The sequence below is a fragment of the Photobacterium toruni genome, assembly GCF_024529955.1.
GTDB lineage: Bacteria > Pseudomonadota > Gammaproteobacteria > Enterobacterales > Vibrionaceae > Photobacterium > Photobacterium toruni.
Window position 1 is genome coordinate 2,011,074 of record NZ_AP024854.1, and the last position, 26,692, is coordinate 2,037,765.

At 39.3% G+C, this 26,692-nt stretch carries 27 protein-coding genes and 1 riboswitch; of the genes, 12 read left to right on the top strand and 15 right to left on the bottom strand.

Annotation, left to right across the window (positions count from 1 at the left end; genetic code table 11):
- From hisB to hisIE, 5 genes are read left to right on the top strand one after another with little or no spacing between them, the layout of a single operon-like run.
- Positions 1–1,071 (top strand): bifunctional histidinol-phosphatase/imidazoleglycerol-phosphate dehydratase HisB, encoded by a 1,071-nt coding sequence (hisB, locus tag OC457_RS09525; RefSeq protein WP_080173067.1) that lies wholly within the window; start codon positions 1–3, stop codon positions 1,069–1,071.
- Positions 1,071–1,727, top strand: coding sequence for an imidazole glycerol phosphate synthase subunit HisH (hisH, locus tag OC457_RS09530; protein ID WP_080173066.1), 657 nt, complete (start codon positions 1,071–1,073; stop codon positions 1,725–1,727). The genes hisB and hisH overlap by 1 nt, the downstream gene beginning before the upstream one ends.
- A gap of 20 nt (positions 1,728–1,747) precedes the next feature.
- Complete coding sequence (hisA, locus tag OC457_RS09535; protein ID WP_080173065.1) at positions 1,748–2,482, top strand: 1-(5-phosphoribosyl)-5-[(5-phosphoribosylamino)methylideneamino]imidazole-4-carboxamide isomerase; 735 nt, start codon at positions 1,748–1,750, stop codon at positions 2,480–2,482.
- A gap of 10 nt (positions 2,483–2,492) precedes the next feature.
- Entirely contained in the window at positions 2,493–3,266 is a 774-nt protein-coding gene (hisF, locus tag OC457_RS09540) for an imidazole glycerol phosphate synthase subunit HisF (RefSeq protein ID WP_080173064.1), read from the top strand.
- Entirely contained in the window at positions 3,263–3,886 is a 624-nt protein-coding gene (gene hisIE, locus OC457_RS09545; protein WP_080173063.1) for a bifunctional phosphoribosyl-AMP cyclohydrolase/phosphoribosyl-ATP diphosphatase HisIE, read from the top strand. Before hisF ends, hisIE begins: the two co-directional genes overlap by 4 nt.
- 103 nt (positions 3,887–3,989) lie before the next feature.
- Here hisIE and OC457_RS09550 read toward each other — a convergent pair whose 3' ends face one another.
- Both OC457_RS09550 and OC457_RS09555 read right to left on the bottom strand, forming a co-directional pair.
- Positions 3,990–4,568, bottom strand: coding sequence for a thymidine kinase (locus OC457_RS09550; RefSeq protein ID WP_080173062.1), 579 nt, complete (start codon positions 4,566–4,568; stop codon positions 3,990–3,992).
- 173 nt (positions 4,569–4,741) lie between these two features.
- Positions 4,742–6,337 carry a Na+/H+ antiporter NhaC family protein gene (locus OC457_RS09555; RefSeq protein ID WP_080173061.1) on the bottom strand — a complete coding sequence of 532 codons (1,596 nt, stop codon included), beginning with the start codon at positions 6,335–6,337 and terminating at the stop codon, positions 4,742–4,744.
- 109 nt (positions 6,338–6,446) lie between these two features.
- Positions 6,447–6,617: riboswitch (Lysine riboswitch) on the bottom strand.
- A 381-nt stretch (positions 6,618–6,998) separates the two neighbouring features.
- Here OC457_RS09555 and OC457_RS09560 point away from each other — a divergent pair.
- Positions 6,999–7,394, top strand: a complete 396-nt coding sequence (locus OC457_RS09560; protein WP_080173060.1) for an H-NS family histone-like protein — start codon at positions 6,999–7,001, stop codon at positions 7,392–7,394.
- A gap of 203 nt (positions 7,395–7,597) precedes the next feature.
- Here OC457_RS09560 and OC457_RS09565 read toward each other — a convergent pair whose 3' ends face one another.
- Both OC457_RS09565 and OC457_RS09570 read right to left on the bottom strand, forming a co-directional pair.
- The gene (locus OC457_RS09565; protein WP_080173059.1) at positions 7,598–8,569 is read right to left on the bottom strand and encodes a lytic murein transglycosylase; all 972 of its coding nucleotides are present in this window, start codon (positions 8,567–8,569) and stop codon (positions 7,598–7,600) included.
- A gap of 14 nt (positions 8,570–8,583) precedes the next feature.
- The gene (locus OC457_RS09570) at positions 8,584–8,856 is read right to left on the bottom strand and encodes a YcgL domain-containing protein (RefSeq protein ID WP_080173058.1); all 273 of its coding nucleotides are present in this window, start codon (positions 8,854–8,856) and stop codon (positions 8,584–8,586) included.
- A 224-nt stretch (positions 8,857–9,080) separates the two neighbouring features.
- Between OC457_RS09570 and minC the strand changes: the two genes are divergently transcribed.
- Genes minC through minE form a run of 3 tightly spaced genes read left to right on the top strand, consistent with a single transcriptional unit; the run spans position 9,081 to position 10,889 of the window.
- A complete protein-coding gene (gene minC, locus OC457_RS09575) occupies positions 9,081–9,782 on the top strand; it encodes a septum site-determining protein MinC (protein ID WP_080173057.1) in 702 nt (233 codons plus the stop codon).
- Positions 9,783–9,807: 25 nt separating this feature from the next.
- The gene (gene minD, locus OC457_RS09580) at positions 9,808–10,620 is read left to right on the top strand and encodes a septum site-determining protein MinD (RefSeq protein WP_080173056.1); all 813 of its coding nucleotides are present in this window, start codon (positions 9,808–9,810) and stop codon (positions 10,618–10,620) included.
- Between the two features lie 5 nt (positions 10,621–10,625).
- A complete protein-coding gene (gene minE / locus OC457_RS09585) occupies positions 10,626–10,889 on the top strand; it encodes a cell division topological specificity factor MinE (protein ID WP_080173055.1) in 264 nt (87 codons plus the stop codon).
- 60 nt (positions 10,890–10,949) lie between these two features.
- Here minE and rnd read toward each other — a convergent pair whose 3' ends face one another.
- The 6 genes from rnd to OC457_RS09615 all read right to left on the bottom strand — a co-directional run bounded on the left by rnd (position 10,950) and on the right by OC457_RS09615 (position 18,555).
- Positions 10,950–12,074 carry a ribonuclease D gene (rnd, locus tag OC457_RS09590; protein WP_080173054.1) on the bottom strand — a complete coding sequence of 375 codons (1,125 nt, stop codon included), beginning with the start codon at positions 12,072–12,074 and terminating at the stop codon, positions 10,950–10,952.
- Positions 12,075–12,229: 155 nt separating this feature from the next.
- Positions 12,230–13,921 (bottom strand): long-chain-fatty-acid--CoA ligase FadD, encoded by a 1,692-nt coding sequence (gene fadD, locus OC457_RS09595; protein ID WP_080173053.1) that lies wholly within the window; start codon positions 13,919–13,921, stop codon positions 12,230–12,232.
- Between the two features lie 170 nt (positions 13,922–14,091).
- The gene (locus tag OC457_RS09600; RefSeq protein WP_080173052.1) at positions 14,092–14,970 is read right to left on the bottom strand and encodes an alpha/beta fold hydrolase; all 879 of its coding nucleotides are present in this window, start codon (positions 14,968–14,970) and stop codon (positions 14,092–14,094) included.
- A gap of 5 nt (positions 14,971–14,975) precedes the next feature.
- Complete coding sequence (locus tag OC457_RS09605; RefSeq protein WP_080173051.1) at positions 14,976–15,545, bottom strand: Slp family lipoprotein; 570 nt, start codon at positions 15,543–15,545, stop codon at positions 14,976–14,978.
- A gap of 349 nt (positions 15,546–15,894) precedes the next feature.
- The gene (gene tsaB / locus OC457_RS09610) at positions 15,895–16,596 is read right to left on the bottom strand and encodes a tRNA (adenosine(37)-N6)-threonylcarbamoyltransferase complex dimerization subunit type 1 TsaB (protein ID WP_080173050.1); all 702 of its coding nucleotides are present in this window, start codon (positions 16,594–16,596) and stop codon (positions 15,895–15,897) included.
- On the bottom strand, positions 16,597–18,555 hold the full coding sequence (locus tag OC457_RS09615; protein WP_080173049.1) for an ATP-dependent DNA helicase: 1,959 nt from the start codon (positions 18,553–18,555) through the stop codon (positions 16,597–16,599).
- A 206-nt stretch (positions 18,556–18,761) separates the two neighbouring features.
- Here OC457_RS09615 and purU point away from each other — a divergent pair, with 206 nt between their 5' ends.
- Positions 18,762–19,595, top strand: coding sequence for a formyltetrahydrofolate deformylase (purU, locus tag OC457_RS09620; protein ID WP_080173048.1), 834 nt, complete (start codon positions 18,762–18,764; stop codon positions 19,593–19,595).
- Positions 19,596–19,676: 81 nt separating this feature from the next.
- Here purU and OC457_RS09625 read toward each other — a convergent pair whose 3' ends face one another.
- Entirely contained in the window at positions 19,677–20,258 is a 582-nt protein-coding gene (locus tag OC457_RS09625) for a VOC family protein (protein ID WP_080173047.1), read from the bottom strand.
- 412 nt (positions 20,259–20,670) lie between these two features.
- Between OC457_RS09625 and argS the strand changes: the two genes are divergently transcribed.
- Entirely contained in the window at positions 20,671–22,401 is a 1,731-nt protein-coding gene (gene argS / locus OC457_RS09630) for an arginine--tRNA ligase (RefSeq protein WP_080173046.1), read from the top strand.
- A gap of 109 nt (positions 22,402–22,510) precedes the next feature.
- On the opposite strand, the gene OC457_RS09635 is transcribed toward argS, so the two are convergent.
- The gene (locus tag OC457_RS09635; protein ID WP_080173045.1) at positions 22,511–23,116 is read right to left on the bottom strand and encodes a DUF924 family protein; all 606 of its coding nucleotides are present in this window, start codon (positions 23,114–23,116) and stop codon (positions 22,511–22,513) included.
- Positions 23,117–23,287: 171 nt separating this feature from the next.
- Here OC457_RS09635 and OC457_RS09640 point away from each other — a divergent pair, with 171 nt between their 5' ends.
- Positions 23,288–23,722, top strand: a complete 435-nt coding sequence (locus OC457_RS09640) for an HIT domain-containing protein (RefSeq protein ID WP_080173044.1) — start codon at positions 23,288–23,290, stop codon at positions 23,720–23,722.
- Positions 23,723–23,814: 92 nt separating this feature from the next.
- Here OC457_RS09640 and OC457_RS09645 read toward each other — a convergent pair whose 3' ends face one another.
- From OC457_RS09645 to OC457_RS09655, 3 genes are read right to left on the bottom strand one after another with little or no spacing between them, the layout of a single operon-like run.
- A complete protein-coding gene (locus tag OC457_RS09645) occupies positions 23,815–24,057 on the bottom strand; it encodes a FeoC-like transcriptional regulator (RefSeq protein WP_080173043.1) in 243 nt (80 codons plus the stop codon).
- Positions 24,054–26,339, bottom strand: coding sequence for a Fe(2+) transporter permease subunit FeoB (gene feoB, locus OC457_RS09650; protein WP_080173042.1), 2,286 nt, complete (start codon positions 26,337–26,339; stop codon positions 24,054–24,056). The genes OC457_RS09645 and feoB overlap by 4 nt, the downstream gene beginning before the upstream one ends.
- Positions 26,339–26,566, bottom strand: a complete 228-nt coding sequence (locus OC457_RS09655; protein ID WP_080173041.1) for a FeoA family protein — start codon at positions 26,564–26,566, stop codon at positions 26,339–26,341. Before OC457_RS09655 ends, feoB begins: the two co-directional genes overlap by 1 nt.
- Positions 26,567–26,692: the final 126 nt, after the last annotated feature.

The following is a 26,692-nucleotide window of genomic DNA, read 5'->3' on the forward strand; positions in this document are numbered from 1 at the left end:
ATGAGCAAAGAAAAGATTCTATTTATCGACCGTGACGGCACTTTAATTGTTGAGCCGCCATTAGACTTTCAAGTTGATCGGTTAGATAAACTTAAATTTGAACCCAATGTTATTCCAGCCCTGCTAGCGCTGCAAAACGCAGGCTACAAACTGGTGATGGTAACAAACCAAGACGGTTTAGGTACAGATAGCTACCCACAAGCGAATTTCGATGCGCCACATACTATGATGATGGACATCTTCGTATCACAAGGGGTGGTATTTAGCGATGTGCTGATCTGCCCTCACTTTGACCACCAGCAATGCAGTTGTCGTAAGCCAAAACTAGGGCTGGTTAAAGACTACTTACAGCAAGGTCTAGTTGATTTTGCAACATCAGCAGTGATCGGCGATCGTCAAACGGATCTTCAATTAGCAGAAAACATGGCGATTCGTGGTATTCAGTATCACCCGCAAACCATGAACTGGCAACGGATCGTTACTGATCTCACCACTCAACCACGGATCGCTGAAGTAATTCGTACCACCAAAGAAACAGATATTCGCGTTAAAGTAAATTTAGATCAAACGGGCGGTAATACTATCTCGACCGGATTAGGTTTTTTTGATCATATGCTTGATCAAATTGCGACTCACGGTGGCTTTCAAATGACACTAACCATCGATGGTGATTTACACATCGACGATCACCACAGTGTTGAAGATGCAGCTCTCGCCTTGGGTGAAGCATTACGTCAAGCGCTCGGTAATAAGCGCGGTATTGGTCGTTTTGGTTTTAGCTTACCTATGGATGAATGTTTAGCCCAATGCGCGTTAGATTTGTCTGGTCGTCCATATTTAAAATTTGATGCACAATTTAGTCGTGATCAAGTTGGTGATTTATCAACAGAAATGGTGCCACACTTCTTCCGCTCATTAACTGATACCCTAGCGTGTACCCTGCACTTATCATCAACAGGTGATAACGATCACCACATTGTTGAAAGCCTATTTAAAGCCTTTGGTCGCACACTGCGCCAAGCGATTAAAGTGGAAGGTAACGAGCTACCAAGCAGTAAAGGAGTGTTGTAATGACAGCACCATCAACAGTAAACACTGAACAACGCGTGGTTATTATTGATACCGGTTGTGCCAATGTATCCTCTGTTCGCTTTGCTATTGAACGTCTTGGCTATCAAGTCGAAGTCAGTAAAGATCCAGTCGTTGTACTTGCTGCCGATAAACTGTTTCTTCCTGGGGTTGGCACCGCTAGTGAAGCGATGCAGAACCTGCAACAACGTGATTTAGTCAGCTTAGTTAAACAAGTGACTAAACCGTTATTAGGTATCTGTTTAGGTATGCAACTGCTGGGTAAAGAATCACAAGAACACGGTCAAAATGGCAATGACATTATCCCTTGTCTAGATTTGTGTGATGCATCCGTTGAAAAGATCCAAGCAGAGGGTTTACCACTGCCACATATGGGCTGGAACACCATTACACCGGAAGATAATCATCCGCTATTTAATGGGATTGCTGCAGGAAGCTATTTTTATTTCGTTCATAGTTACGCTATGCCTGTATTTGATAATACCGCGCAGCAAGGTGGCAGAACCATCGCCAGTGCGCAATATGGTCAAAGCTTTACTGCTGCAGTACAAAGCGGCAATTACTACGGGGTGCAATTTCACCCAGAGCGTTCAAGTAAAGCTGGCGCGAAACTCATTCAAAACTTCCTCGAACTATAACGATAACAAAAGGACTTGTTATGATCATTCCTGCATTAGATCTGATTGAAGGCCAAGTAGTACGTCTATTCCAAGGCGACTATGGTCAAGTAACAGAATATAAAGTCGATCCCGCAGCGCAATTTAATCTTTACCACCAAGCTGGCGCTAACTGGCTCCACTTGGTTGATTTAACAGGCGCAAAAGATACCCAAGCACGTCAGTTATCCCTTATTGAAAAACTACTCAAAAGCACGCCCGCGAATGTACAAATTGGTGGTGGCGTACGCACCGAACAAGATGTCGCTGATCTGCTTAACGCTGGTGCTAAACGCGTAGTAATAGGTTCAACCGCCGTTAAACAACCAGAGATGGTAAAAGGCTGGATGGAGAAATACGGTGCTGAACACATTGTATTGGCATTGGATATCAATATTGATGACAACGGTAACCGCATTGTTGCTGTCTCTGGTTGGCAAGAAGATTCAGGCGTTACTATTGAGGCGCTATTAGAAGATTTCTTAAAAGTGGGTTTAAAACACGTGCTGTGTACTGACATTTCTCGTGATGGCACATTGGCTGGCTCTAATGTCGAACTGTATGTCGATCTTTGTCGCCAATACCCGCAAGTACAATTTCAATCATCTGGTGGCATTGGCTCGCTAGATGATATTGCAGTATTAAAAGGATCTGGCGTGGCTAGCGTTATTGTAGGTCGCGCCCTACTTGACGGTAAGTTTACTGCCGAGCAAGCCTTTACATGCTGGAACAATTAAGGAGACCACTATGTTAGCTAAACGTATTATTCCTTGTTTAGACGTACGTGATGGTCAAGTGGTAAAAGGCGTCCAATTTCGTAACCACGAAATCATTGGCGACATTGTACCGCTAGCCAAACGTTACGCTGAAGAAGGTGCAGATGAACTGGTTTTTTACGATATTACCGCATCAAGTGACGGTCGTGTTGTTGATAAAAGCTGGGTATCTCGCGTTGCAGAAGTGATTGATATTCCATTCTGTGTAGCCGGTGGTATTAAATCAGCCGACGATGCGAGCCGTATTCTTCAATTTGGTGCTGATAAAGTCTCTATTAACTCGCCAGCACTGGCTGATCCAACATTAATTACTACCCTAGCGGATAAGTTTGGTGTGCAATGTATTGTTGTCGGTATTGATTCCTATTTTGACGCTGAAACAGGTCAATATCAGGTATACCAATTTACTGGTGATGAAAGCCGCACCAAAGCAACACAATGGCAAACACGTGCTTGGGTTGAAGAAGTTCAACGTCGTGGTGCCGGTGAAATCGTACTCAATATGATGAACCAAGATGGCGTGCGTAATGGTTACGACTTGAAGCAACTCAACATGGTACGCAGTGTGTGTAATGTACCTTTAATAGCTTCTGGCGGTGCAGGTGAAATGCAGCACTTTAGCGATGCCTTTAAGCTTACTAATGTAGACGGCGCTTTAGCTGCCTCTGTTTTCCATAAACAAATCATCAATATTGGTGAGTTAAAGCAATTTCTGAAAACGCAAAATGTGGAGATTCGACTATGAGTTTATTAACCAACATCAATTGGGAAAAAGTAGCCGGACTGATCCCTGCTATTGTTCAAGATTATGCCAGTGGTCAAGTATTAATGCTTGGCTACATGAACGAAGATGCGCTTCAAAAGACACTTGATACTAAACAAGTCACCTTCTGGTCTCGCACTAAAGAGCGCCTGTGGACGAAAGGTGAAACATCAGGCAATGTACTGCAACTTAAAAGTATTCAGCTTGATTGTGACCAAGATACCTTATTAGTACAAGTAGATCCGATTGGCCCAACGTGCCACTTAAACACGACCACCTGTTTTGATTCTGATGAAAGTAGTGCCCAGCCACCGTCACTGGTTTTCCTTCATCAACTTGAACAACTCTTGGCTAGTCGTAAAGGTGCAGATCCCGAGTCTTCCTACACAGCCAGCCTCTACGCCCGTGGCACCAAGCGTATATCGCAAAAAGTGGGCGAAGAAGGCGTTGAAGTCGCGCTTGCGGCAACGTCGGGCGATAAGGCGGAATTAGTGTGTGAGTCAGCGGATTTGATCTATCACCTACTTGTACTACTGCAAGATCAAGGTTTATCACTATCAGATGTCATCGACAAGCTACAAGAACGCCATAATAAAAAATAATAGTTTTATTAGTCCTAATAAAACAAAAGCCAGCTAAAATTCAGCTGGCTTTCTATATCTACGTATAAAGCGAAAAGATAAACCTTTCTCTTAAGCTTTCAAATTAACGGCCTAATGCTTCTTTATAATGTAATCGACATACCGATACGTAACGAGCATTGCCACCAATTTCAACTTGTTCACCATCAGCAATCGCACGACCGGTTTCATCTTGACGAATAACCATATTAGCTTTGCGACCACAATGACAAATTGTTTTTAGCTCAACTAATTTATCTGCCCACGACAAGAGATAGCGGCTACCTTCAAACAGTTCACCTAAGAAGTCCGTACGTAAGCCATAGCATAAAACGGGAATATCTAATTTATCGACCACTTCAGTCAATTGATAAACTTGTTCTTTGGTTAAAAACTGGCACTCATCAATTAATACACAGTCAATTTTACCTGCGTTCGAAAAGCCGATTAACGTCTGATACAAATCGTCTGTCGAATTAAATAATTCAGCATCTTCTTGTAAACCAATGCGAGAGCTAACTTTACCTTTACCAAAACGATCATCAATCGCCGCCGTAAATATAATTGGCGTCATGCCTCGCTCACGGTAGTTAAATGATGATTGTAATAATGTGGTCGATTTCCCAGCATTCATTGCTGAGTAATAGAAATACATTTGGGCCATTAGCTTTCCTAGTCATACGAATTACATTTAAAAATCGCGCAGATGCTACATAAAATTAGCACTAATGAAAAGCACCTAGGTCAACAACTGTTATTGTTGCTATAAAAAAACCAGCTAATCTTCATTAACTGGTTTAATTTACGTCCATTGGGTTATTTTAATGACGTTTAATATTATCCCAATGCTGCCCCTTTTAGTGGTCGACTCGACAACCATGATAAAAAGAAACACATTAATATAAATGCAACGGTTGCCACTAAAAATGCTAATGCTAATGAATCTGTAATCCCTAATGTTAAGAATCCAATCGCAGAAATAACGGCCACAGATAATGCATAAGGTAATTGGGTCGCTACATGATCTATATGATGACAACGAGCACCTGTCGATGACAATATAGTGGTATCAGAAATTGGAGAACAATGATCACCAAATACTGATCCCGCAAGCACACTTGCAAGCATAGGTAACATGAGACTAATTTCGGTTGCGCCAGCAAGATCACCCGCGATAGGTAACATAATTCCAAATGTTCCCCATGAAGTTCCCGTTGAGAATGCCATAATGCCTGATAATAAAAACAGGATCATTGGTAATAATGCTGGATTAATATTACCCTGAACAAGCGTCGATAAATATTGCCCCGTTTTCATATCACCAATAACGCTCCCAATACTCCATGCAAATAATAAAATTAAAATCGCACCAAACATTGATTTTGCACCAATCCAAAGTGTACTGCTGATCTCTTTAGCTGCAATGCGTTGACGAAATACAGGAATAATAGCGGCAATTAAACCAAAGCCACCACCAAGGCATAATGCTTGACCGACATTGGTATTTTCAAAAGCACCTAATAATGAAAACGGCTTACCCTCAGCGATAAGAACTTGATAACCCGTAAACACCATGAAAAAGAATGTTGCAATAATAAGAATAATAATTGGCCACATTAAATCACCAACACGCCCTTGCAAGCTCTCTTTGATATCAAGTTCTTCTGTTAAGTCTTTTGCCTGATCATCAACATCACCACCGACATCAGTACCACGGCCATGATTAGCTGCAATTTCATGTTTTCTCATTGGTCCAATATCCCACTGGAACCATGCCACAACAAACACCATTGCTAATGCAAAAATGGCATAAAAATTCATGGGTGCTAACGTCATAAAGGCACTTAATGGCGTATATTCAGTAACACCATGAGTCACTAATATGCCGCCGATAAGAGTAATAATATACGCTCCCCAACTTGATGCCGGCATTAAAACACACATAGGCGCTGCTGTTGAATCAAGAATATAAGCAAGTTTTGAGCGTGATACTTGAAAACGGTCAGTCACTGGTCGAGCAATAGAGCCAACAGCAAGGCTATTAAAATAGTCGTCGACAAAAATGAATACCCCTAAAAAAGCAGCTAAAAATTTTGCCCCACGTTTGGTTTTAATTTTTGTCTGAGCCCATTCAGCGAAAGCACGAGTTCCCCCCGACAAAGTTAATAACGCTGTAGTCATTCCGAGCAGTATTAAAAACAGTACAATACTCATATTCCAAGTATTTATACCATCATCAGCAATGAATAACCCTTTGATTGATAGAACAAGATAGGATGCTGTATTAGTAAAAGAAAAATCATTAAGAAATAATGCCCCAAGCACAACACCTGTACCTAAAGACAATAAAACTCTACGTGTTAAAATCGCCAAGCCAAGCGCAACTAATGGCGGGAAAATGGATATTAAAGAGTGAGAGTAATCTATCAAAATTTATAATCTCTATAGCAACCAGCTAATGACAGTTAGGAGATCTACTGCTTGATATTACCATTGTGGCATATTATTTTGAGTATATAGAAAGAAGGTTAGCCTTCCCTGTCTCCACCGTAGCGATCCATAGTTATATCTTATCGACTATGGCAGTTTTACACATTATTCAATGTAACCTCAGTAAGACTGATTTAATATCAATTTCTTACTTCGATATTACTTCATTATCACTAATATCACTTTCATATTAATTATTGATGAATAATGCACCGCAAGCCCTATCATAAAGGAAAGAATAAATTATTCCACCCAAACAGAACAAATAAGAAACAATTAAGCAACGAAAGCGCACAAATTACTAACACAAAAAACCAAAAACAAATGCATAAACCATAATTATGAAAGGGTATAACATTTTAAATGTTATTATCATTCAACATATAAAATACAGTAACAATATCTAAAATGATTTAGCTTGTATTTATACATTTAATGATAAATTATTTTATAAATAGTCTTATTGTTCAAATAAAACTATTTTTTAAATAAAGAAATGATTAAATTGTTTTACACATAATGTATAAAAGTATTACTATTGCAAAAAATGTTTTAATGCTGCTATTATTATTTACAGTTAATTAAAAATAACAGGAAATATAAAATGTCTGATGCAATGAAAGCGCTTTTAAATCTTCGAAGCCTACGCGCACTTTCGCGTGAATATACACTAGAGCAACTTGAAGAAGCGTTAGATAAACTAACAACAGTTGTTACTGAACGTTCTAATGTTGAAGCTGAAGAACAAGCAAAAGAAAATGAACGTAATGAAAAACTAGCTCAATATCGTGAAATGCTATTAGCTGATGGTATTGACCCTGAAGAATTATTAGCAAGTTTAGCAAAAGCACCAAAAGCAAAGCGTGCAACTCGTCCAGCTAAATATAAATTCATCGATGAAAATGGCGATGAAAAAACATGGACAGGCCAAGGCCGTACACCTAGTGCACTAAAGAAAGCATTAGATGATGGTCAAGCTCTTGAAGAATTTGAAATCTAATTCATTAGATTAAATAAAAAAGCCTAAATGACTTAGGCTTTTTTTATATCTGCAATTAATACTATGATGACTATTCTGCTCGTAAATATTCTCAGTAAGAATAAATATATATATTCACTAATCATTGAACTAAATAAAAAGCCAGACATTAATGCCTAGCTTTTCAATCATCACAGAGCTTATATAAACTAATAATAATGAGCTTATTGAATACGATCAGCTAATGCACTTACCGCTAAAGCAAAATAATGCGAACGATTCCACTTTAACAATGTGCGATAATTTTCATAGATTAGATATGACTTACCTTCTCCACCATCAGGCTGAATTAACCACGCTTGAATATCCACATTTGGCAGAGTGCCATTAGTATGACTCATAATACCTAGTTGTTGCCACTGAGCTAATGTTCTACCTTTTTCAATTTCGGTACCTTCATAACTCTCTACCAATACTTGTGATAACTTAACCGGACGCCCCCAAGTATATTCACTATTCCATCCTGAGAGTTTTAAATAATTTGCAGCAGAAGCAAAAACATCGGCCTTAGTATTCCAAATATCAGCTTTGCCATCACCATTCCCATCAACTGCATAAGTTAGGTAAGACGTTGGCATAAATTGACATTGACCCATTGCACCAGCCCAAGAGCCTTTCATATCATCAATCGTAATATGACCGTCTTGCAATATTTCTAATGCCGCCATAACCTGTTTACGAAATAGAGCTTCACGACGGCCATCATAAGCCAATGTTGCTAATGCTTCGACAACATTATAATTACCTTGAATCTTGCCAAAATTACTTTCTACTCCCCACAATGCAACAATAAATCGTGGTTGCACACCATACTGCTTACCAATACGTTCTAGTGCTTCTTTATTTTTCTGATAAAGACGATTAGCTTGTTTTACTTTCCAATCAGGTACTGCACGAGATATATATTGCTCTAATGATAATTTTTTTTCTGGTTGATTATTATCAGCCTTAACTGCATGAGCTGTATATTTAATACCGTTAAATGCTGCCCCGATTATCGGCTCTGAAATACCTTTTTCACGTGCTTCTACTTTTAATTTTTCTACGTAAGCATCAAATCCTTCTTCACTAGCAATAGCTGAAAAGGACACTCCCATTCCAATGGCAACAAAAATCGATATCAAACGTTTATGCATAATAACCTTATATCTTATTTAGCGGCTTGATCAGCCTTATATTGTTCTAATAAATTAATCACTGGTGGTGGTACTTGTAAATAAAAGCCGACAGTACGTAATGACTCTTTTACCTTTTCCACATCGGCCAGTGCTAATGTTCTTCCCTCAAGTTTGATCACCATCACAAATTGAGGTTTACCAAAGGTCGACATTAATTGTGCGGGTACATCCACAAAATCATCTTTTTTATTAATGTAAAGATAAGTATTGTCTTTTTTTAAACTTTTGTAGATTGAACACAACATATAATTAGCCTATTTCATTTATACGTCATACATTTCAGCGTATAATTACAGAAATCATTCACTATTGACTAAATTTCAAGTAAATAGTATGAGAAGTTTGTCTGAAAAACCAACGTCAATGCAAGGATAGCTTGCCCCTAACCGTGAGTAAATATACCATGTTAGTACCTTTGTGATAATGAACTAAATGGTTAAATTAAAATCTTAGCCATAATATTATACCTATGACCAAGATAGCTGAACTCAAAGGGAGCTCGTTCACGCTCTCTGCTCTTCATTTAGTTGATAATGACATTAGTAAAGTGACTAATCAGCTAAAAGATAAAGTTGAACTCGCACCAAATTTTTTTGTTTCTGCTCCTATTGTTATTGATATATCACAAGTTGACGCTGATATTAATTTTAAACAGCTAAAAGCGGGTATTATTGATGCAGGGATGATACCGGTCGGTATTAGTGGCTGTAAAAATAAAACACAGCAAACACAAGCAAAAGCAGCTGGTTTTGCTATTATGAATGCAGCAAAACTTGCTAAAAACGAACCATCAGAGTTTTTAGCTAAAACATTAGATACTCCAGTAAGTCCAGAAAAAGAACCCACGTTAATTATTCGTACTCCGGTTCGTTCTGGGCAACAAATATATGCTCGTAATCGTGATCTCGTTATTATCAGTAATGTCAGTGCCGGTGCAGAAATTATTTCCGATGGTTGTATCCATATTTATGGCACACTACGTGGTCGCGCTATCGCAGGTGCCAGTGGTGAGCAAGGGGCGACAATTTTCTGTCAAAACTTACAATCTGAACTAATTTCTGTTGCAGGAAACTACTGGCTAAGTGATAACATTCAGGAAGAGTTTTGGGGCAAAGGTGTTGTCATATCTCTTGAAGATAATAATCTCAGTATAGAACACCTCGCTTTATAAAGGTTTTTAAGAAGGAATTGAGTAAATGGCACGAATTATCGTTGTTACCTCAGGTAAAGGCGGCGTTGGTAAAACAACATCAAGTGCTGCTCTTGCATCTGGTCTAGCACTGAGCGGTAAAAAAACTGCAGTTATCGATTTTGATATCGGCCTGCGTAACCTCGATCTCATTATGGGTTGTGAACGCCGTGTCGTTTATGATTTCGTTAATGTTATCAATGGCGAAGCAAATCTAAGTCAAGCACTAATTAAAGACAAGCGCGTTGATAATCTATTTGTATTACCAGCTTCACAAACACGCGACAAAGATGCATTGTCTCGTGATGGTGTTGATAAGATATTTAAAGAACTAACAAAAATGGGTTTTGAGTTTATTATCTGTGACTCACCCGCTGGTATTGAGACAGGTGCTTTAATGGCGCTGTATTTTGCAGATGAAGCCATTGTAACTACAAACCCTGAAGTCTCTTCAGTTCGTGACTCAGATCGTATTCTAGGTATTCTAGATTCAAAATCTCGTCGCGCCGAAAAAGGTCTTGAACCAGTAAAACAGCACCTATTACTGACACGTTACAACCCTACACGTGTTAACCAAGGTGAAATGCTAAGTGTACAAGATGTTGAAGAAATTCTTCATATTCCACTACTTGGTGTTATTCCTGAAAGCCAAGCAGTATTAAATGCATCAAATAAAGGTGAACCAGTTATCTTTGATAAAGGTTCAGACGCTGGACTAGCTTATGAAGACACGGTTGCGCGTCTACTTGGTGAAGATCGCCCTTTCCGCTTCTTAGATGAAGAAAAGAAAGGCTTCCTAAAACGTCTGTTTGGGGGCTAATTAACATGGCACTGCTTGAGTTTTTTCGCCCTAAAAAAGCGAAAACTGCAAATGTAGCAAAGGAACGGCTACAAATTATTGTTGCTGAAAGACGTAGTGCTGGGCAAGCATCTCCAGCTTATCTACCACAATTAAAACGCGATATCTTAGCTGTTATTGGTAAATATGTTCAAATTAATCCTGAACATGTTTCTGTAAATCTAGACCATAACGGCGATGAGCTATCGGTACTAGAACTTAATGTCACCCTACCTGACGAAGAAAAATAATAAAGCCCCGCTAAGTATAACTTAGCGGGGCTTTTAATTTAGACAGCTACTGCATAACGTTTATTTTTCATCAAGTATAGCTAATACTCGCGTTTCAAATAAATCTTTACGCCAGTTTTTAAGCATTTCAGGGCGCTTCTCATCAACCCGTTGATGTTTCCATGCCCATGATAATAATTGATGAATTTGCTTCTTAGAGGCTAAAAATTCTGGTGCTAATCCAGTTTTAGCTTCAATATCTGTAACGACATCTTTGATACGCTTAACCATTTGCTTATAGCCAGGAAAATCAACCAAGCGTTCAATTTTTCGTGGATAATCGGCACAATTTATCGCATCACAATCATGTACCATTTTCAATAAACGGTTTCCATGACGCTGAATTTCCATCGGTTCAAATCCTTCTTTTTCAAGCATTGAACGTGACTTAATTTCTAAATGTGCCAGTTTCCATAAATGTAATTCTTTAACAATAAAGTTAAGGGCAATATCACGTTTTCTTGCTTCACGTACACGCCAAGCAGCCAATTGCTGTAATATGGCTAACTGTTTTGGATTTAACTGCCAAGCATTTTTAATATCAAGATACGCTTTATTAGGATCAAGGATTTTAGTTCGACGTAACATAATCGCATTACATTCTTGTTGTAATGCATCCATATACCCTGCCGCTTCAACTTTCGCTAATAACGTTTCATATAAGGGTTTAAGGTAATGCACATCTGCTGCAGCGTAATCAAGCTGTTTGTCCGTTAGCGGTCGAGCTAGCCAATTAGTACGCGCTTCACCTTTATCAAGCTCCACGCCTACATATTCTCTAACTAACGCACCAAACCCCGTAGAAATACCATGGCCAAGGAAAGCTGCCATAATTTGAGTATCAAACATTGGTACGGGTAAACAGCCTGCATGATGTTGAAAGACTTCTAGATCTTCACCACAGGCATGAAGCACTTTAATCACAGACTGATCACGCAATAATGCCCATAACGGCTCCATATCTTCGACATTAAGCGGGTCAATAAGTGATAAGTATTCCCCATCAAATAGTTGAATCAGACCTAAACGAGGGTAAAGTGTTCGCGTACGTACAAATTCAGTATCAAGCATAACAGCTGTATGCTGACGTGCTGACTCACACCGCAGGCGAAGCTGCTCAGTTGTTGTAACAATCTCGAAATTCACAATGTACCTTTTTTATAACAGAACGACCCCGTTTTAGAGCCAATTAAATATTTTATAGTAAAATGCCGGCATAAAAGCCGGCATTAGATACGTGCTAGCACAATCAGTTGCTATTGTTTTATCAAACCAACATTAACTTTATGTCAGTTAAAATATTACTTCGTGGTTTGTTGCACTTTTTTATCTGACTCTTCACGTAAGACACGACGTAAAATTTTACCGACATTAGTCTTTGGCAAGTCATCCATAAATTCAACAATTTTAGGAATTTTATAACCCGTTAGATGCTGTCGACAATGGGTAATTAACTCTTCTCGAGTTAGACTATCATCACGTTTAACCACACAAAGTTTTACTACTTCACCAGATACTTCATGGGCTTGACCAATAGCTGCAACTTCTAATACTTTATCGTGTAATGCGACTACATCTTCAATTTCATTAGGGTAAACATTAAATCCTGATACTAAGATCATGTCTTTTTTACGATCAACGATGTGTAAAAAGCCTTCATCATCAAATTTAACGATATCACCCGTTGAAAGCCAACCATCATCACTTAATACTTCTTTAGTCGCTTCAGGCTGTTGCCAATAGCCTTTCATAACCTGAGGACCACGCACTTGTAGCTCACCAGCTTGATCGATATCAACAACATTACCTTCATCATCAATCATACGCACATCTGTTGATGGTACAGGTAAGCCAATAGAACCATTATAGTAAGTTAGATTATACGGATAAGCTGCAACTAACGGTGAGCATTCCGTTAAACCATAGCCTTCAAGTAAATAGTTACCTGTGATATTTTGCCATTTTTCAGCAACGGCACGTTGCACCGCCATTCCGCCACCAACAGACAGATGAAGATTACTAAAGTCTAACTTATGGAAATCAGGATTATTTACCAACGCATTGAATAAGGTATTTACGCCTGTAATGGCAGAAAACGGATAGCGTTGTAACTCTTTGATAAACGTTGGAATATCACGAGGATTAGTGATCAATAGGTTTTGTCCACCCATTTCCAACAATAATAAGCAGTTAACCGTCAGCGCAAATACATGATACAACGGCAGTGCTGTTACGATTAACTCGCGTCCTTCCGTCAGCACTGGACCATAAGCCCCTTTCGCCTGCATGACATTGGACACCATATTATGGTGAGTAAGAATTGCACCTTTAGCAACACCTGTTGTACCGCCAGTGTATTGCAAAAATGCCATATCATCGCCAGTAATAAACGGCTTAACATATTGCATTCTACGCCCTTTACGTAAAGCAATACGCATTGAGGTCGCATGAGGTAAATGGTATGAAGGCACCATTTTTTTAATATATTTCACCACAAAGTTAACTAATGTTCCCTTTGGACGAGATAATTGATCACCAAGGCTGGTTAAAATAACATGCTTAACACACGTGTCTTTAACCACCGCTTCTAGCGTATGTGCAAAATTAGACACAATAACAATGGCTTTTGCGCCAGAATCGTTAAGTTGGTGCTCTAATTCTCGTGGTGTATACAGTGGATTAACATTCACTACTACACAGCCTGCACGTAAAATACCAAAGAGTGCAATCGGATATTGCAATAAGTTTGGCATCATAACGGCAACACGATCACCTTTTTGAAGCTTAAGCTCATTTTGTAAGTATGCAGCAAATGCACGGCTACGCTCTTCCAACTTACGGAAGGTCATGACCTGCCCCATGTTGATAAATGCCGTTTGATCTGCGTATTTACGTACAGATTGTTCAAACATGTCGACCAAAGATGAATATTCATCCGGGTTAATTTCTGCCGGTACATCGTCCGGATAGCGGCTAAGCCAAACCTTATCCACGTGCACTCTCCTTATAATTAGACTGCGGTGCGTGCCTATAAACTTCACAAAACGGTAATGCTATAAATAAGATAATTCATTATAACGGTACTACCGCATATTTAATTTTGGATTAAAAATTGAATATTGCACAATGGCGATATCTGTTGATGCCAAAGAGAAACCAATAATTAATCTAATTGAGTGGGGATAAAGGCTCGAATATGGCGATAAACGTCATTCGAACTTTGTAAATGACAATGATGTCCCCCGAACACCATCACTTGTGTAAAATCGTTAATACCCCATCCATTAGCATCACATTGACGTAATGTCGCGTATCCATCTGTACCGATAATCGATAATACAGGAACTTGAATACAACTTAATAAAGTCTGTGCATGTTGTTGCGCCATTCGATATAAAGAATCACAACGAAGACGAGGATCATGACGCCAATACCAGCGTCCATCACGTTCAATTGTTGCTCTTTTGACGACAGCACCAAGTAACGATGCAGGTAATCGATTTACGTTCGCACGAAGCATCACAGCATCTTCAAATGTTGCCATCGAACGTTGCTGTAAACGCTGTTGCTGTCGACGATAACGCTGCCGACTCATTATGCCCATTCGTAACCGTTCTGCTACCATTTGCGAAGGTTCAGTTAATGGTGACAATCCTTCAATTAATACAATTTTATCGACATATTCAGGAAATATCGCGGCATAGCATCCCGCAACAATAGCACCAAGAGAATGACCAATAAGATGTACTTTTGTCGGTTTAAGCTGCGTGATCACTTGATGTAAGTCATCAATATAATCAACAAAATGGTAATAATTATCCGCACTTTTATAATCAGATTTTCCATGTCCCGGCCAATCAAGTGCAATAATGTCATAATCAGTTATTAATAACGGCCATAGTGATGCAAACGTAGCGGCATTATCTTGCCAGCCATGTAATAGTACCAATAAAGGTTTTGAGGCACTCATCGCCGTGGTGACATCAATACTGCTATAAGCAGCAAGGTTATATTCTGCTAGCGTTAGTGTTATCTCTTTCATGGCTGTTATAGTACTACTCGTTCAACAATTCGACCATTAACCCCGAAATTAGGCATCATTAAGTCATTGCCCCATCGATCACAATTAAATGAGTAACATGGCTGACGAGTCCAAAAAGGGTCATCTAATTGTACCTGTTGTTGTACTTGCCATAATTGCTCACCGGATACTTGCACCACAGGAAAAGTATATGGGTATTGCCCTATTTTTCCCGGCTCATCACCTGAAAATTGCCCAACAACGGTCAATAGACGCCCTTTGGCATATTCAATCGGCTCTAAAAAGCCATGAACATAGGCAATAAAACGTCCTTGAGATTGTGCATGTAATATTGGCCGACCATCAGCAGTTAATGGCATCGCGACCATTTCAATACGCGTTTGCTGCTGTTCATTACGAATCGAAGCAATAACACCACCAAGACGAACATATTTACCTTCATTCGCTTGAGGATGTTGCAGAATAACCGTTAAATCAGTAATAGGATCTTTCGATTTCGTTACTAATGTTGCAGGTAAGCTCGCGCAGCCTACCATAAACACTAATATCACCCCAAGAAATAGCTTACCAAACATCTAAAACCCCCGCACATTTGTTTAATAACTCGACAAAAAATAACATATGTCACTCCTTAATTCCTATCGTAACGGAATATAGTACGTGATCTTATATCATCAATAATACAGGCATTAAAATAACGAGAGATAAAACGAATGCGGTCACAAGTAGCACAGGCAAAGGTATGGATATACGAATAATTGCTATTCGATATATAACGTTGTCGTTGCCATCATAGAAGATAAAGTCATGCTTAATAAGACTCTAAGATAAAAAGACCAAGAGTGATCAGCGAAACTGGCACTCTTGATCTTTTATGTACGCAACGTTATCAGTCATTATCAACCCGACTGATATCGATTGGTATTATTCGCGACCTGGCAATTTCTTCCATGTCACTGTATCACGTAAATAAACAGGGCTTGCGGCTTCTGCTGCAACTATTTCACCACGCGCAAAAGCATACTTAGCTAAATGCACCATATCTTGTGAATCAGGATATAGCACGCTGCCTAATTGAGCGTTAAACGGCAATTGAGTTAGTAGTTCAGGGTAAGCTTCCCATCCTGTACCAGCTGTTAACCAAGCATTCGTGTCAGCTTGTATGTTCGCTAACAAAACATCAGGTGCAATCACTTGCTCATTACCCAATAGAAGCCAATCGCCATCTGTTTTACGTTGGTATTGCCCCCAATAAAGCTCACCCATACGTGCATCAATAGCAGTCAGTACATGATCAGCTTGATGTAAACGGAATGTACCTTGCGCCATTGCAGCCAAAGTAGATACACCAATCATAGGTAAATTAGCACCAAAGGCTAGTCCTTGAGCAATACCAATACCAATACGAACACCAGTAAAGCTACCAGGACCACGACCATACGCTAATGCATCAAGCTGCTTTAATTTGACACCAGCTTCAGCAAGTACCGCATCAATCATGGGTAAAATTTTCGTTGTATGCTCACGAGGAGCGTATTCACAACGAGAAATAACATCATCGCCAATCATTAGCGCGACAGAACAGTTTTCAGTTGCAGTATCTACTGCCAGAATTTTGGTACTCATTCAAGCCTCTGAATGTTGGATATCGTCACTTACAGATACCTTTGTATCGGTTAAGCTCGACAAAAATTCGCTAACCCCTACGACACTGCGCGTGCGCGGAATTGGCGGTAAACTTCTCAAAAATACAGCACCATAAGCACGAGTGACTAACCGATTATCGCAAATCACTAACACCCCTTTATCTTGAGTGTCACGAATTAATCGACCAACGCCTTGCTTTAAGGTAATCACCGCATCAGGTACTTGTACCTCAGCAAAGGGATCACCACCTCGCAATCGACAATCTTCAATACGGGCTTTTAATAACGGATCATCAGGTGCTGTAAACGGTAATTTATCTATGATAACACAGCTAAGGGCTTGGCCTCTAACATCAATACCTTCCCAAAATGCGCCAGTTGCTACTAATAATGCATTACCTCGCTCAAGATATTCCGCTAATAGCTTTTGTTTACTGGTTTCACCTTGAGCTAATACGGGTAAATCTAGTCGAGCACGAAAGCCCTCAGCAAGATCGCGTACCATTTGATGTGAGGTACAAAGAAAGAAACAGCGCCCGTTATTTGCTTCAATTACTGGCGCTAATATTTCAACTAACTTATCAGCCAAACCATAGCTATTAGGCTCAGGTAAATGTCGAGGCACACATAACAAAGCTTGAGCGGCGTAGTCAAATGGGCTTTCTAATGAAAACTGTTGTTTAGGTTGTAATCCTAACCGATGGCTAAAGTGACTAAAGTCATCATCAACAGCCAATGTTGCGGAGGTAAAAATCCATGCCCCTTTTTGTTCAGCCATACGCTCACTAAACTTATCTGCAACCGATAGTGGCGTAATATTTAAGCTAAATTGACGAGGAGTACATTCATACCAATACGAATAACCAATAATACTGGTATCAACTACGCGTTTTAAACGCGCTTTTAACAATGTTGCACGCTCAAAGGCGGCATCTAATAATTGACTACGTCCTAATGCTAATTTAAGCACATCATAGATTAAATCAAGCGCATCATTTAAACGCACTAATTCACGTTGTACCGCCGGTGTTTGCGATGCTTCACGCCAATTACCACGAAAGCCAGGATCACCTAAAATAATTCGCATTTCAAACGCTGCTTGTTGTAAACGCGCTGCCGCCTTTTGCAGTTGGCGCATATCTTTCGCTTCTGTGCGATACCCAATTTCAATATCTTTTGCGAGTTCAATTAATTGGCGACTTGATAAGTTTTGACCAAAATATTGACTGGCAATATCTGGCATTTGATGTGCTTCATCAAAAATAAACACATCAGCTTCAGGGATTAATTCACCAAAACCATTATCTTTCATCGCTAAATCAGCGAGAAAAAGATGGTGATTTACCACGACTACATCAGCCTCCATCGCTTTTCGTCGTGCTTTAACCACAAAGCAATCATCAAAAGACGGACATTCTCGTCCAAGGCAATTATCATTGGTTGAAGTGATCATCGGAATGACGGGGCTATCTTCAGCAATATCTTCGCATTCTCCAAGATCACCTGTTTTAGATGCTGATGACCATTGGCGAGTTTTAATTAACAAACTCAGCATCACAGGATCGGAATGATCTCCATGGCTTTCAGTAATCTGACGGCTAAGACGATCAACACATAAATAATTTGAACGCCCTTTTAATAATGCTACTCGACCTGTAAACCCCAAGGCTCGCGTCATAAGGGGTAAGTCTCGATGAAATAATTGCTCTTGAAGGTTTTTTGATCCCGTACTAATGATGGTCTTTTTACCGCTAACAAGTGCTGGCACGAGGTAGGCGAAGGTTTTGCCGGTACCTGTCCCAGCCTCAACCACTAATTGTGACTGTTGTTTAATTGCATCCGCTACCGCTTTCGCCATATCAATTTGAGGTTGTCGAGCTTGAAATCCGGGAATGGCTTTATCTAACGCACCACCAGCGGCAAAAAACTTAGCTATCATTTACTTCGCACTATTGGTTATTTATACAGTATCTATAGCTCTATTATGCCAACTTTATTACTCTACGACCAGTCATGTCCAAGGCTATTTCTTAGTGATGAAACCGTACATTCAATAAACTGTTTGACCCCAACACAGTATAAGCGTCATAGTGATCAATTATGATTTTTAGGCGGAACATCGCGTTACCGTCATCAGGAATAGACATGGAAAAGAAAATACTATTAACGGAATGCCCTGATAATATGGGGCTTATCTCCAAAATCACCAATATATGTCATAAACACCAACTCAATATTATTAATAACAAAGAGTACGTTGATAACGCTAAAAACCATTTCTTCATGCGTACAGAGCTAGAAGGATACTTTAATGATGAGACTTTACTGGCGGATCTAGACCGCGCTTTACCAACAGGAAGTAAACGTCGACTTATTAGCTCTGAGCGTAAAAAAGTCGTTATCATGGTGACCAAAGAAGCCCATTGCTTAGGTGATATTTTAGTTAAAACCTTTGATGGTTCGCTAGATATAGATATCGCAGCAGTTGTTGGTAACTACGATAAACTTCAAAATTTAACCGAAAAATTTGATATTCCCTTTCATCATGTTTGTCATGAAGGACTCACGCGCGAACAACATGAGACAAAATTACTTGCCGCAGTACAACAGTATTCACCAAACTATGTTGTCCTTGCAAAATACATGCGGATTCTCACGCCTAATTTTGTCGCGCAATTCCCCCATAAAATTATTAATATTCATCATAGCTTTCTACCCGCATTTATCGGTGCTAAGCCTTACCAGCAAGCCTTTGAACGCGGCGTAAAAATTATTGGTGCAACAGCCCACTTTGTTACCAATGATCTAGATGAAGGCCAAATCATTACTCAAAACGTCATTCCCGTTGATCATACGTTCAGTGCCGAAGAAATGGCCAAATCAGGACGTGATGTTGAAAAATCAGTATTAAGTAAAGCGCTGGGTTTAGTCGTTGATGATCGCGTTTTTGTCCACGGAAACCGAACAGTTATTCTTTAACTGGATCATTGTTTAATAAATGCCACAGCACAACACCGTGGCATTCTTTTCTATTCTGTTATCGAGCCATGATTGATTTAATTATTGTTCGCTCGCAATCACAGCCGCTAAAGAGTGCGAATGTAATTTAATGCAGATATTGTCTTTTTTAAATGCATAAGTTGGATTAGGTAATCGTTCATTTTCACCGGCGGGAGAGCTTGCTTTAACCTTAATGCCTTTACTTTCTAATTGCAGCCAATCTAATTCAGGAAAGGTACAATTAATCGTCTGTTCTAATTGCTCAATCGACATTGCATTACCAGGTATAACAAATTCCACATGCTCCCAGCCCTGTTGCAAATAAACCTTATCGCTAGGGTAAGGTAACTCTAATGCCTCAATCGTCCAATCACCTACCTGTAGCGGTTTATCAAAGCCAATAACTACAATCGGACGCCCATTAATAATCGTCTTTGACCATTCAGTACCATAAGCTAACCATGCTTGATGAAGCTCTAGTGCAATATCCTGAGAATTGACCCTTAATGCGATATGATCTGCTGTATACAATGAGAGTGAAATACCAATATCATTAGCCAGACAAATAACACGATTCATAAAGGCTGGTAAATCAGCTAACATTTGTTCTGGATGTAGACCTAATTGTTTCAACTTTTGCATTTCTCACCTCAAAACACGTAACATTTAATAAACAACAGCATAATTACTCACGCTTTTCGCATTACCAATACTTAAACTACCATGATGGAGCCCTTATCGGGGCTGAATTTTGGCTTTATTTTAACCTATTTGAAAAACTTTAAAAAAAATTGCCTGCAATCTCTTTTTCCAGTTGCCAAAGTACCTAACTATGTGGGTATTATTAGGGTAACGCACGCTGCTTATCAAGATATTGGTGTTTAAACTAAATTAACACCACCATCAAAAAATACTCACGTAGCTTTGGTCGCTTTTTTAGTTAACCAAAAAACACTTTAGCTCCGTGAGTATTTTTAACGGCATATCTTGCTATATGCAGACGTTTTTGCCATATATATATGATTGGCGTTACAAACGATTTAAGGAACAGCAAGTGAATATTCAAGCACTTATTAATAATAAAGTAGCACAAGCATTAGAAGCTGCGGGCGCACCTGCTGGTAGTCCAGCAGCCGTTCGTCAATCAGCAAAAGCACAATTTGGTGACTACCAAGCAAATGGTGTAATGGGCGTTGCTAAAAAATTGGGCATGAATCCACGTGAATTTGCTCAAAAAGTTATCGATTGCCTAGAATTAGATGGTATTGCTGAAAAAGTTGAAATTGCAGGCCCTGGCTTTATCAATATCTTCCTTGATAAAGCATGGCTAGCTGCTCGCGGTGAAGAAGCATTAGCAAGTGAGCGCCTAGCTGTTAATACAGATGAAGCACAAACAATCGTTGTTGACTACTCTGCACCTAACGTAGCAAAAGAAATGCACGTAGGTCACTTACGTTCAACTATCATCGGTGATGCTGTTGTACGTACTCTTGAGTTTTTAGGCCACAATGTTATTCGTGCTAACCACCTTGGTGATTGGGGTACTCAATTTGGTATGCTTATCGCTAACATGGAACGTAAAGAGAAAGAAGGTAGCGATGTTTCAATGAACATCAGCGATCTTGAAGGCTTCTACCGTGAATCAAAAGTACTTTATGATGAAGACGAAGAGTTTGGTGTAACTGCACGTAACTTCGTTGTTCGTCTTCAAAGTGGTGATGAATATTGCCTTGAGAAATGGCGTCAACTTGTTGCTATTACACTAAAACAAAACCAACGTAACTACGATCGTCTAAGCGTATCATTAACTGATGATAACGTGATGGGTGAGTCAATGTACAACGACATGCTTGCACCTGTTGTTGCAGATCTTAAACAAAAAGGTCTAGCAGTAGAAAGTGATGGCGCAACGGTTGTTTTCCTTGATGAATACAAGAATAAAGATGGTGACCCTATGGGTGTTATCATTCAAAAACGTGATGGTGGCTACCTATACACTACAACTGATATTGCTTGTGCTAAATACCGTTACGAGCAACTTCATGCAGATCGCGTACTGTACTTCATTGACTCACGTCAACACCAACACCTAATGATGGCTTGGTCTATTGTTCGTAAAGCAGGTTATGTACCTGAAGAAGTGTCTCTAGAACACCATGCTTTTGGTATGATGCTAGGTAAAGACGGTCGTCCATTTAAGACTCGTGCTGGCGGTACTGTTCGTCTTGCTGATCTTCTTGATGAAGCAGAAGAGCGTGCAAACAAGCTAATTGAAGAAAAGAACCCTGAGCTAAGTGCTGAAGAAAAAGCAAAAATTGCAACAACAGTTGCAATGGCTGCAGTTAAGTACTCTGATCTTTCTAAGCACCGTACAACAGACTACATCTTCGATTGGGATAACATGCTTGCATTTGAAGGTAATACTGCACCATACATGCAGTATGCTTACACACGTGTAGCATCTATCTTCAAACGTGCAAATGTTGAACTAAAAGATCTTACTTTCCCTATCGTTATCAATGACGAAAAAGAGCAAGTACTATTGTCTAAGTTACTTCAATTTGAAGAAGCTGTTCAATCTGTTGCACGTGAAGGTCAACCACACCTAATGTGTACTTACCTGTTTGAACTTGCAGGTCTATTCTCTAGCTTCTACGAAGCATGTCCAATTCTTAACGCAGAAGAAGCCGTTAAACAAAGCCGCTTGAAGTTAGCACTACTGACTGCTAACACTATCAAAAAAGGCTTGGATCTTCTTGGTATCGAAACACTAGAGCGTATGTAATTACACGTTATTATGATTGCTACTTATTACACTAGTGACTTATTGTAGTAGCAACATAACAAAAAGCCTTCATTCGTGAAGGCTTTTTTAATCGTACTTATACTAAAAACTACTGCCCAAATCGTAAGCCACCATCATGCAACCATGTTAGTTCTTTTTTAGTAGATAGCCGTCCTTTCACTGCATTTCGATGCGGGAAACGTCCAAATTGTCTAATAACTTGCAAATGACTATTTGCAAATTCATAAAAGCTATCAAACACTGTTATATTTTCAGGTTGAACACTTTTACGCAGTAAATCAAACCGAAAAACACTCTCTTCTTGATCTTCTAAATCTTCAGAATGCTCTAATGGTAAGTAAAAAAATACCCGTTCAATAGCAGCAAGTTCAGCATCTTGATTAAGTGCTAGCCCTCGCTTACAAATAGCCAATGCTAATAGATCATAACGAAAAGCAGCATTTAATCCGCGGTAAATATTACGTGGAAATTGATCTAATAAAATAATTAAGGCAAGCCGACCCTGCGCAGTATTGCTCCAATGATTAAGTTCACCATTACCCGCCATACTAACCCATTGTTGAAACTTCGAAATAATATCGGTATCGACCTCAGCGCCACCTAAAAACCACAGGGCATGTTTATTATTACGGGTCACTTCACCATCAAGTTCACCAAACCAGTAATCAAGAATAAATTGATACTCAGCTACCATTTAATCCCCCCATTCATATACACTTCAACAACATTTTTATTGAATAATCATTATCTATTAAGTAACGATTACGTATACCCAAAGGATAATACCAATTACGCCAAATTAAGCTTACTATAATAAATATTGCTCAAGCTTGTGAGCTAGAATGTACTGTTAAGGAATAATTACATGAGTTTCACTCTTCATCCTCGATTAATGGCAGATACAACCATACTTGGCGATTTACCTTTATCTCGAGTATTGCTTGCTAAAGAAGCCCTTGGACCATGGCTTATTTTAGTTCCACGTTATGAATCACTACGTGAAATCCACCATTTATCAGAACAAGATCAACAGCAGCTAATGCGTGAATCATCAGCCGTTGCCGCCTTATTAGAGCAAGACTACCAAGCTGAAAAAATTAATATTGGCGCATTAGGCAATCTTGTTCCTCAGCTTCATCTTCATCATATTGCTCGTTTTAGTAATGATGTAGCATGGCCTGGACCTATTTGGGGTAATACCAAAGGTATTCAGCGTAGCGAAGAAGTACAGCAAGCATTAGCAGAAGAATTACGTCAAGAGTTGTCTCATATAACGGGGTTTAATACCGTTAACGTTTAATTTTATTGCAACGCTTATTATTGACTCTTGTATTTGTATTCAATACAAAAAAAGCAGCCCTGAGGCTGCTTTTTAATCGGCGCTATTTACTGCTAGCGCATCACTGTGATAGATAATTCATTTGCCGCTAAACATCGATACCACACATCTTTAGCGGTTTGGCAGCATTGTGTACTATCGCAGCCAACCAACTCTTTACCTATCGTTCCTTTTCGAACCCAAACAGCAAGCATGGCATCAACACCGTCTTCCGACATACCAAAGTGCATTGAAAGCTGCTTACGACTACTTCGTCCATGTTCGGTAATATATTGTTTTAACTGTTGTAAAATCATTCAAACAATAATCCTTCTAAGTTAGCCTGCTTTTTACCTTGTCGTTTCATCAATAAATAAATCCCAAGATTAATAATAATGAAGAACGCAATCCAAAACGAACTACTGGCCGGATGTACTGCAAAGTCAGCAATTTGGTAGAACAGTGAAGCAAAAGTATAAGCCAGTAACATTGTCCAACCTGCAATAAAACCAGCAAACTTCTTACCAAACTCACGAACATATGCACCCATCGCTGCCGCACATGGTGTATAAAGTAGGATGAAAATTAAGTATGACATGGCAGCTGCGCCACTCACGAAGCGTGATTGAATATTACCGTAAACTGATTGATCAACACCCTGCTCTTCAGCAACGGCTGTTTGGTTTTCAAGGCTACCGACTTCAATACCTAAAGGATCACTGAAGCTAAGTGCCGATAAATTATCACCAATAGAAACAACGGCTTCTTTAAGACTACCAAGAAGATCATATTCTTCGCTATTACCATTAAGTGCTGGAGCATATAAACTATTCAGCGTACCAACTACGGCTTCTTTAGCAAAAATACCAGTAATAATACCCACCGTTGCAGGCCAGTTATCAGCTTTAACACCAATTGGCTCTAATACGGGAGTGATCACTTGTGCTGCATGTGATAAGACAGATTTTGATGTATCTTCATTACCAAATGAGCCATCAGTACCTAATGAATTGAAGAAACTTAAAATAGTCACGACAACGACAATCGTTTTACCTGCACCAAATACAAAACGCTTTAGCTTCTGCCACGTTTTAATAACGACATTACGCATTGTTGGTAATTCATAGTTTGGCATTTCCATGATAAAACTATCACTAGAACCTGGGTAAAGCGTACTTCGTAGAATCAAACCTGTCATTACGGCAGCAACAATGCCTAAAATATATAAGGCAAAAACAACATTCTGACCATTATCAGGGAAGAAAGCTGCTGCAAATAGTGCATATACTGGTAAACGTGCACCACATGACATAAACGGTGCCATTGCTGCAGCCAGTTTACGTTCACGCTCTTGTTCTAAAGTCCGTGTCGCCATGATAGCAGGTACATTACAACCAAAACCAAGTACTAGTGGAACAAATGCTTTACCCGGCAAGCCTACTTTTTGCATTACTTTATCAAGCACAAAAGCAGCACGTGCCATATAACCTGAGCTTTCTAATACAGCCAAAAATAGGTATAAACAAGCAATGACAGGAATAAAGGTAGCAACCGTTTGAATACCGCCACCAATACCATTAGCAATAATCGTTACTAACCAAACAGGTAAATGGTTATCTAATAAATAGTGACCACCATCAACTAAAATTGCACCAAAACTAATATCAAAAAAGTCTATAAATGCACTACCCACATTAATGGCAAACATGAACATGACGTACATTACTAAGAAGAAAAATGGGATACCAATAGCACGGTGTAGTAATACGCTGTCAATTTTATCAGTTAAACTATGGCTTAAACGCCCTTCTTGACGACGAACCTTTTGACATAATTGATGTAAAAAGGTGTATCGTACATCAGCAACCTGAATATCGGGATCAACCCGTTCCAGCATTTGACTACGAATAGCACAAGCTTGTTGCTTATGTTCTTCTGACAACGTGTAAATAACTAATGTATCATTTTCCAGCACTCGAATTGATTGAGCACGAGGATTTAACTTTTCATCATGAATAAATAATGGTTTTAATTGTTCAACAGCAGCTTCAAAATCATTGCCGTAATCAAGTGAAAAATCTGAAACAACAATACCTTGAATTAGCATTTTATGTAATTTAGATTTAAATTCGCCAATACGCTCCATGTTATTAGCTGATAATGCTATTACTGGACAACCTAAGGCTTTTTCTAATGCTTTCAGATCTAATACTTGTTGTTGGCGCTTCAATACATCCATTTTATTAAGCACAACCACCATTGGTCGGCCCAACTCACGTAACTGTAACGTCATGTATAAACTACGTTCAAGTGACGATGCGTCAACGACGTTAATAATAACATCTGCAGGTGTTGTTAAAATTGCTCGTGATGCAATAGCCTCATCAAGACTGTTAGCATCATTAGCACTATCAAGGTTATAAATACCTGGAAGATCCGTCAGAGAAAAATCATCGCCGTTATGTTGATAACAACCGGTCTTCTTTTCAACAGTGACACCAGCCCAGTTACCCACTTGCTGTTTTGAACCCGTTAATCCATTAAACAGTGTCGTTTTACCGCTATTTGGGTTACCAACGGTAAGAATGTCATATTGCATTATTTAACCTCAACTTCTATATCTTCAGCAATTTTTTTACGGATTGCAATGTCAACACCACGCACTCGTACCTGAAGAGGATCACCTAATGGCGCTAAACGAACAACAGTAATTTCTGTATGTGGTAATAACCCCATAACCATTAATTTTTTGCGCGTTACAACAGGCAACGCAGACATATTAATCACTGTACCGCTGTGACCACACGACATCTCTGACAGTTTCATAACTAAATGGCTACCTTAATAAGAATTATTTACATTACGATATGGAGGATTCTACACTTTGATACAGAATTAGTCTTGTCTTAAATCAATTATTTTATGTCTGATCTTAAATAATAGTTATCACTT

Coding starts and splice junctions, on each gene's coding strand:
- hisB (WP_080173067.1), top strand. CDS start 1: ATGAGCAAAGAAAAGATTCTATTTATCGACCGTGACGGCACTTTAATT.
- hisH (WP_080173066.1), top strand. CDS start 1,071: ATGACAGCACCATCAACAGTAAACACTGAACAACGCGTGGTTATTATT.
- hisA (WP_080173065.1), top strand. CDS start 1,748: ATGATCATTCCTGCATTAGATCTGATTGAAGGCCAAGTAGTACGTCTA.
- hisF (WP_080173064.1), top strand. CDS start 2,493: ATGTTAGCTAAACGTATTATTCCTTGTTTAGACGTACGTGATGGTCAA.
- hisIE (WP_080173063.1), top strand. CDS start 3,263: ATGAGTTTATTAACCAACATCAATTGGGAAAAAGTAGCCGGACTGATC.
- OC457_RS09550 (WP_080173062.1), bottom strand. CDS start 4,568: ATGGCCCAAATGTATTTCTATTACTCAGCAATGAATGCTGGGAAATCG.
- OC457_RS09560 (WP_080173060.1), top strand. CDS start 6,999: ATGTCTGATGCAATGAAAGCGCTTTTAAATCTTCGAAGCCTACGCGCA.
- OC457_RS09565 (WP_080173059.1), bottom strand. CDS start 8,569: ATGCATAAACGTTTGATATCGATTTTTGTTGCCATTGGAATGGGAGTG.
- OC457_RS09570 (WP_080173058.1), bottom strand. CDS start 8,856: ATGTTGTGTTCAATCTACAAAAGTTTAAAAAAAGACAATACTTATCTT.
- minC (WP_080173057.1), top strand. CDS start 9,081: ATGACCAAGATAGCTGAACTCAAAGGGAGCTCGTTCACGCTCTCTGCT.
- minD (WP_080173056.1), top strand. CDS start 9,808: ATGGCACGAATTATCGTTGTTACCTCAGGTAAAGGCGGCGTTGGTAAA.
- minE (WP_080173055.1), top strand. CDS start 10,626: ATGGCACTGCTTGAGTTTTTTCGCCCTAAAAAAGCGAAAACTGCAAAT.
- OC457_RS09600 (WP_080173052.1), bottom strand. CDS start 14,970: ATGAAAGAGATAACACTAACGCTAGCAGAATATAACCTTGCTGCTTAT.
- OC457_RS09605 (WP_080173051.1), bottom strand. CDS start 15,545: ATGTTTGGTAAGCTATTTCTTGGGGTGATATTAGTGTTTATGGTAGGC.
- tsaB (WP_080173050.1), bottom strand. CDS start 16,596: ATGAGTACCAAAATTCTGGCAGTAGATACTGCAACTGAAAACTGTTCT.
- OC457_RS09615 (WP_080173049.1), bottom strand. CDS start 18,555: ATGATAGCTAAGTTTTTTGCCGCTGGTGGTGCGTTAGATAAAGCCATT.
- purU (WP_080173048.1), top strand. CDS start 18,762: ATGGAAAAGAAAATACTATTAACGGAATGCCCTGATAATATGGGGCTT.
- OC457_RS09625 (WP_080173047.1), bottom strand. CDS start 20,258: ATGCAAAAGTTGAAACAATTAGGTCTACATCCAGAACAAATGTTAGCT.
- OC457_RS09635 (WP_080173045.1), bottom strand. CDS start 23,116: ATGGTAGCTGAGTATCAATTTATTCTTGATTACTGGTTTGGTGAACTT.
- OC457_RS09640 (WP_080173044.1), top strand. CDS start 23,288: ATGAGTTTCACTCTTCATCCTCGATTAATGGCAGATACAACCATACTT.
- OC457_RS09645 (WP_080173043.1), bottom strand. CDS start 24,057: ATGATTTTACAACAGTTAAAACAATATATTACCGAACATGGACGAAGT.
- feoB (WP_080173042.1), bottom strand. CDS start 26,339: ATGCAATATGACATTCTTACCGTTGGTAACCCAAATAGCGGTAAAACG.
- OC457_RS09655 (WP_080173041.1), bottom strand. CDS start 26,566: ATGAAACTGTCAGAGATGTCGTGTGGTCACAGCGGTACAGTGATTAAT.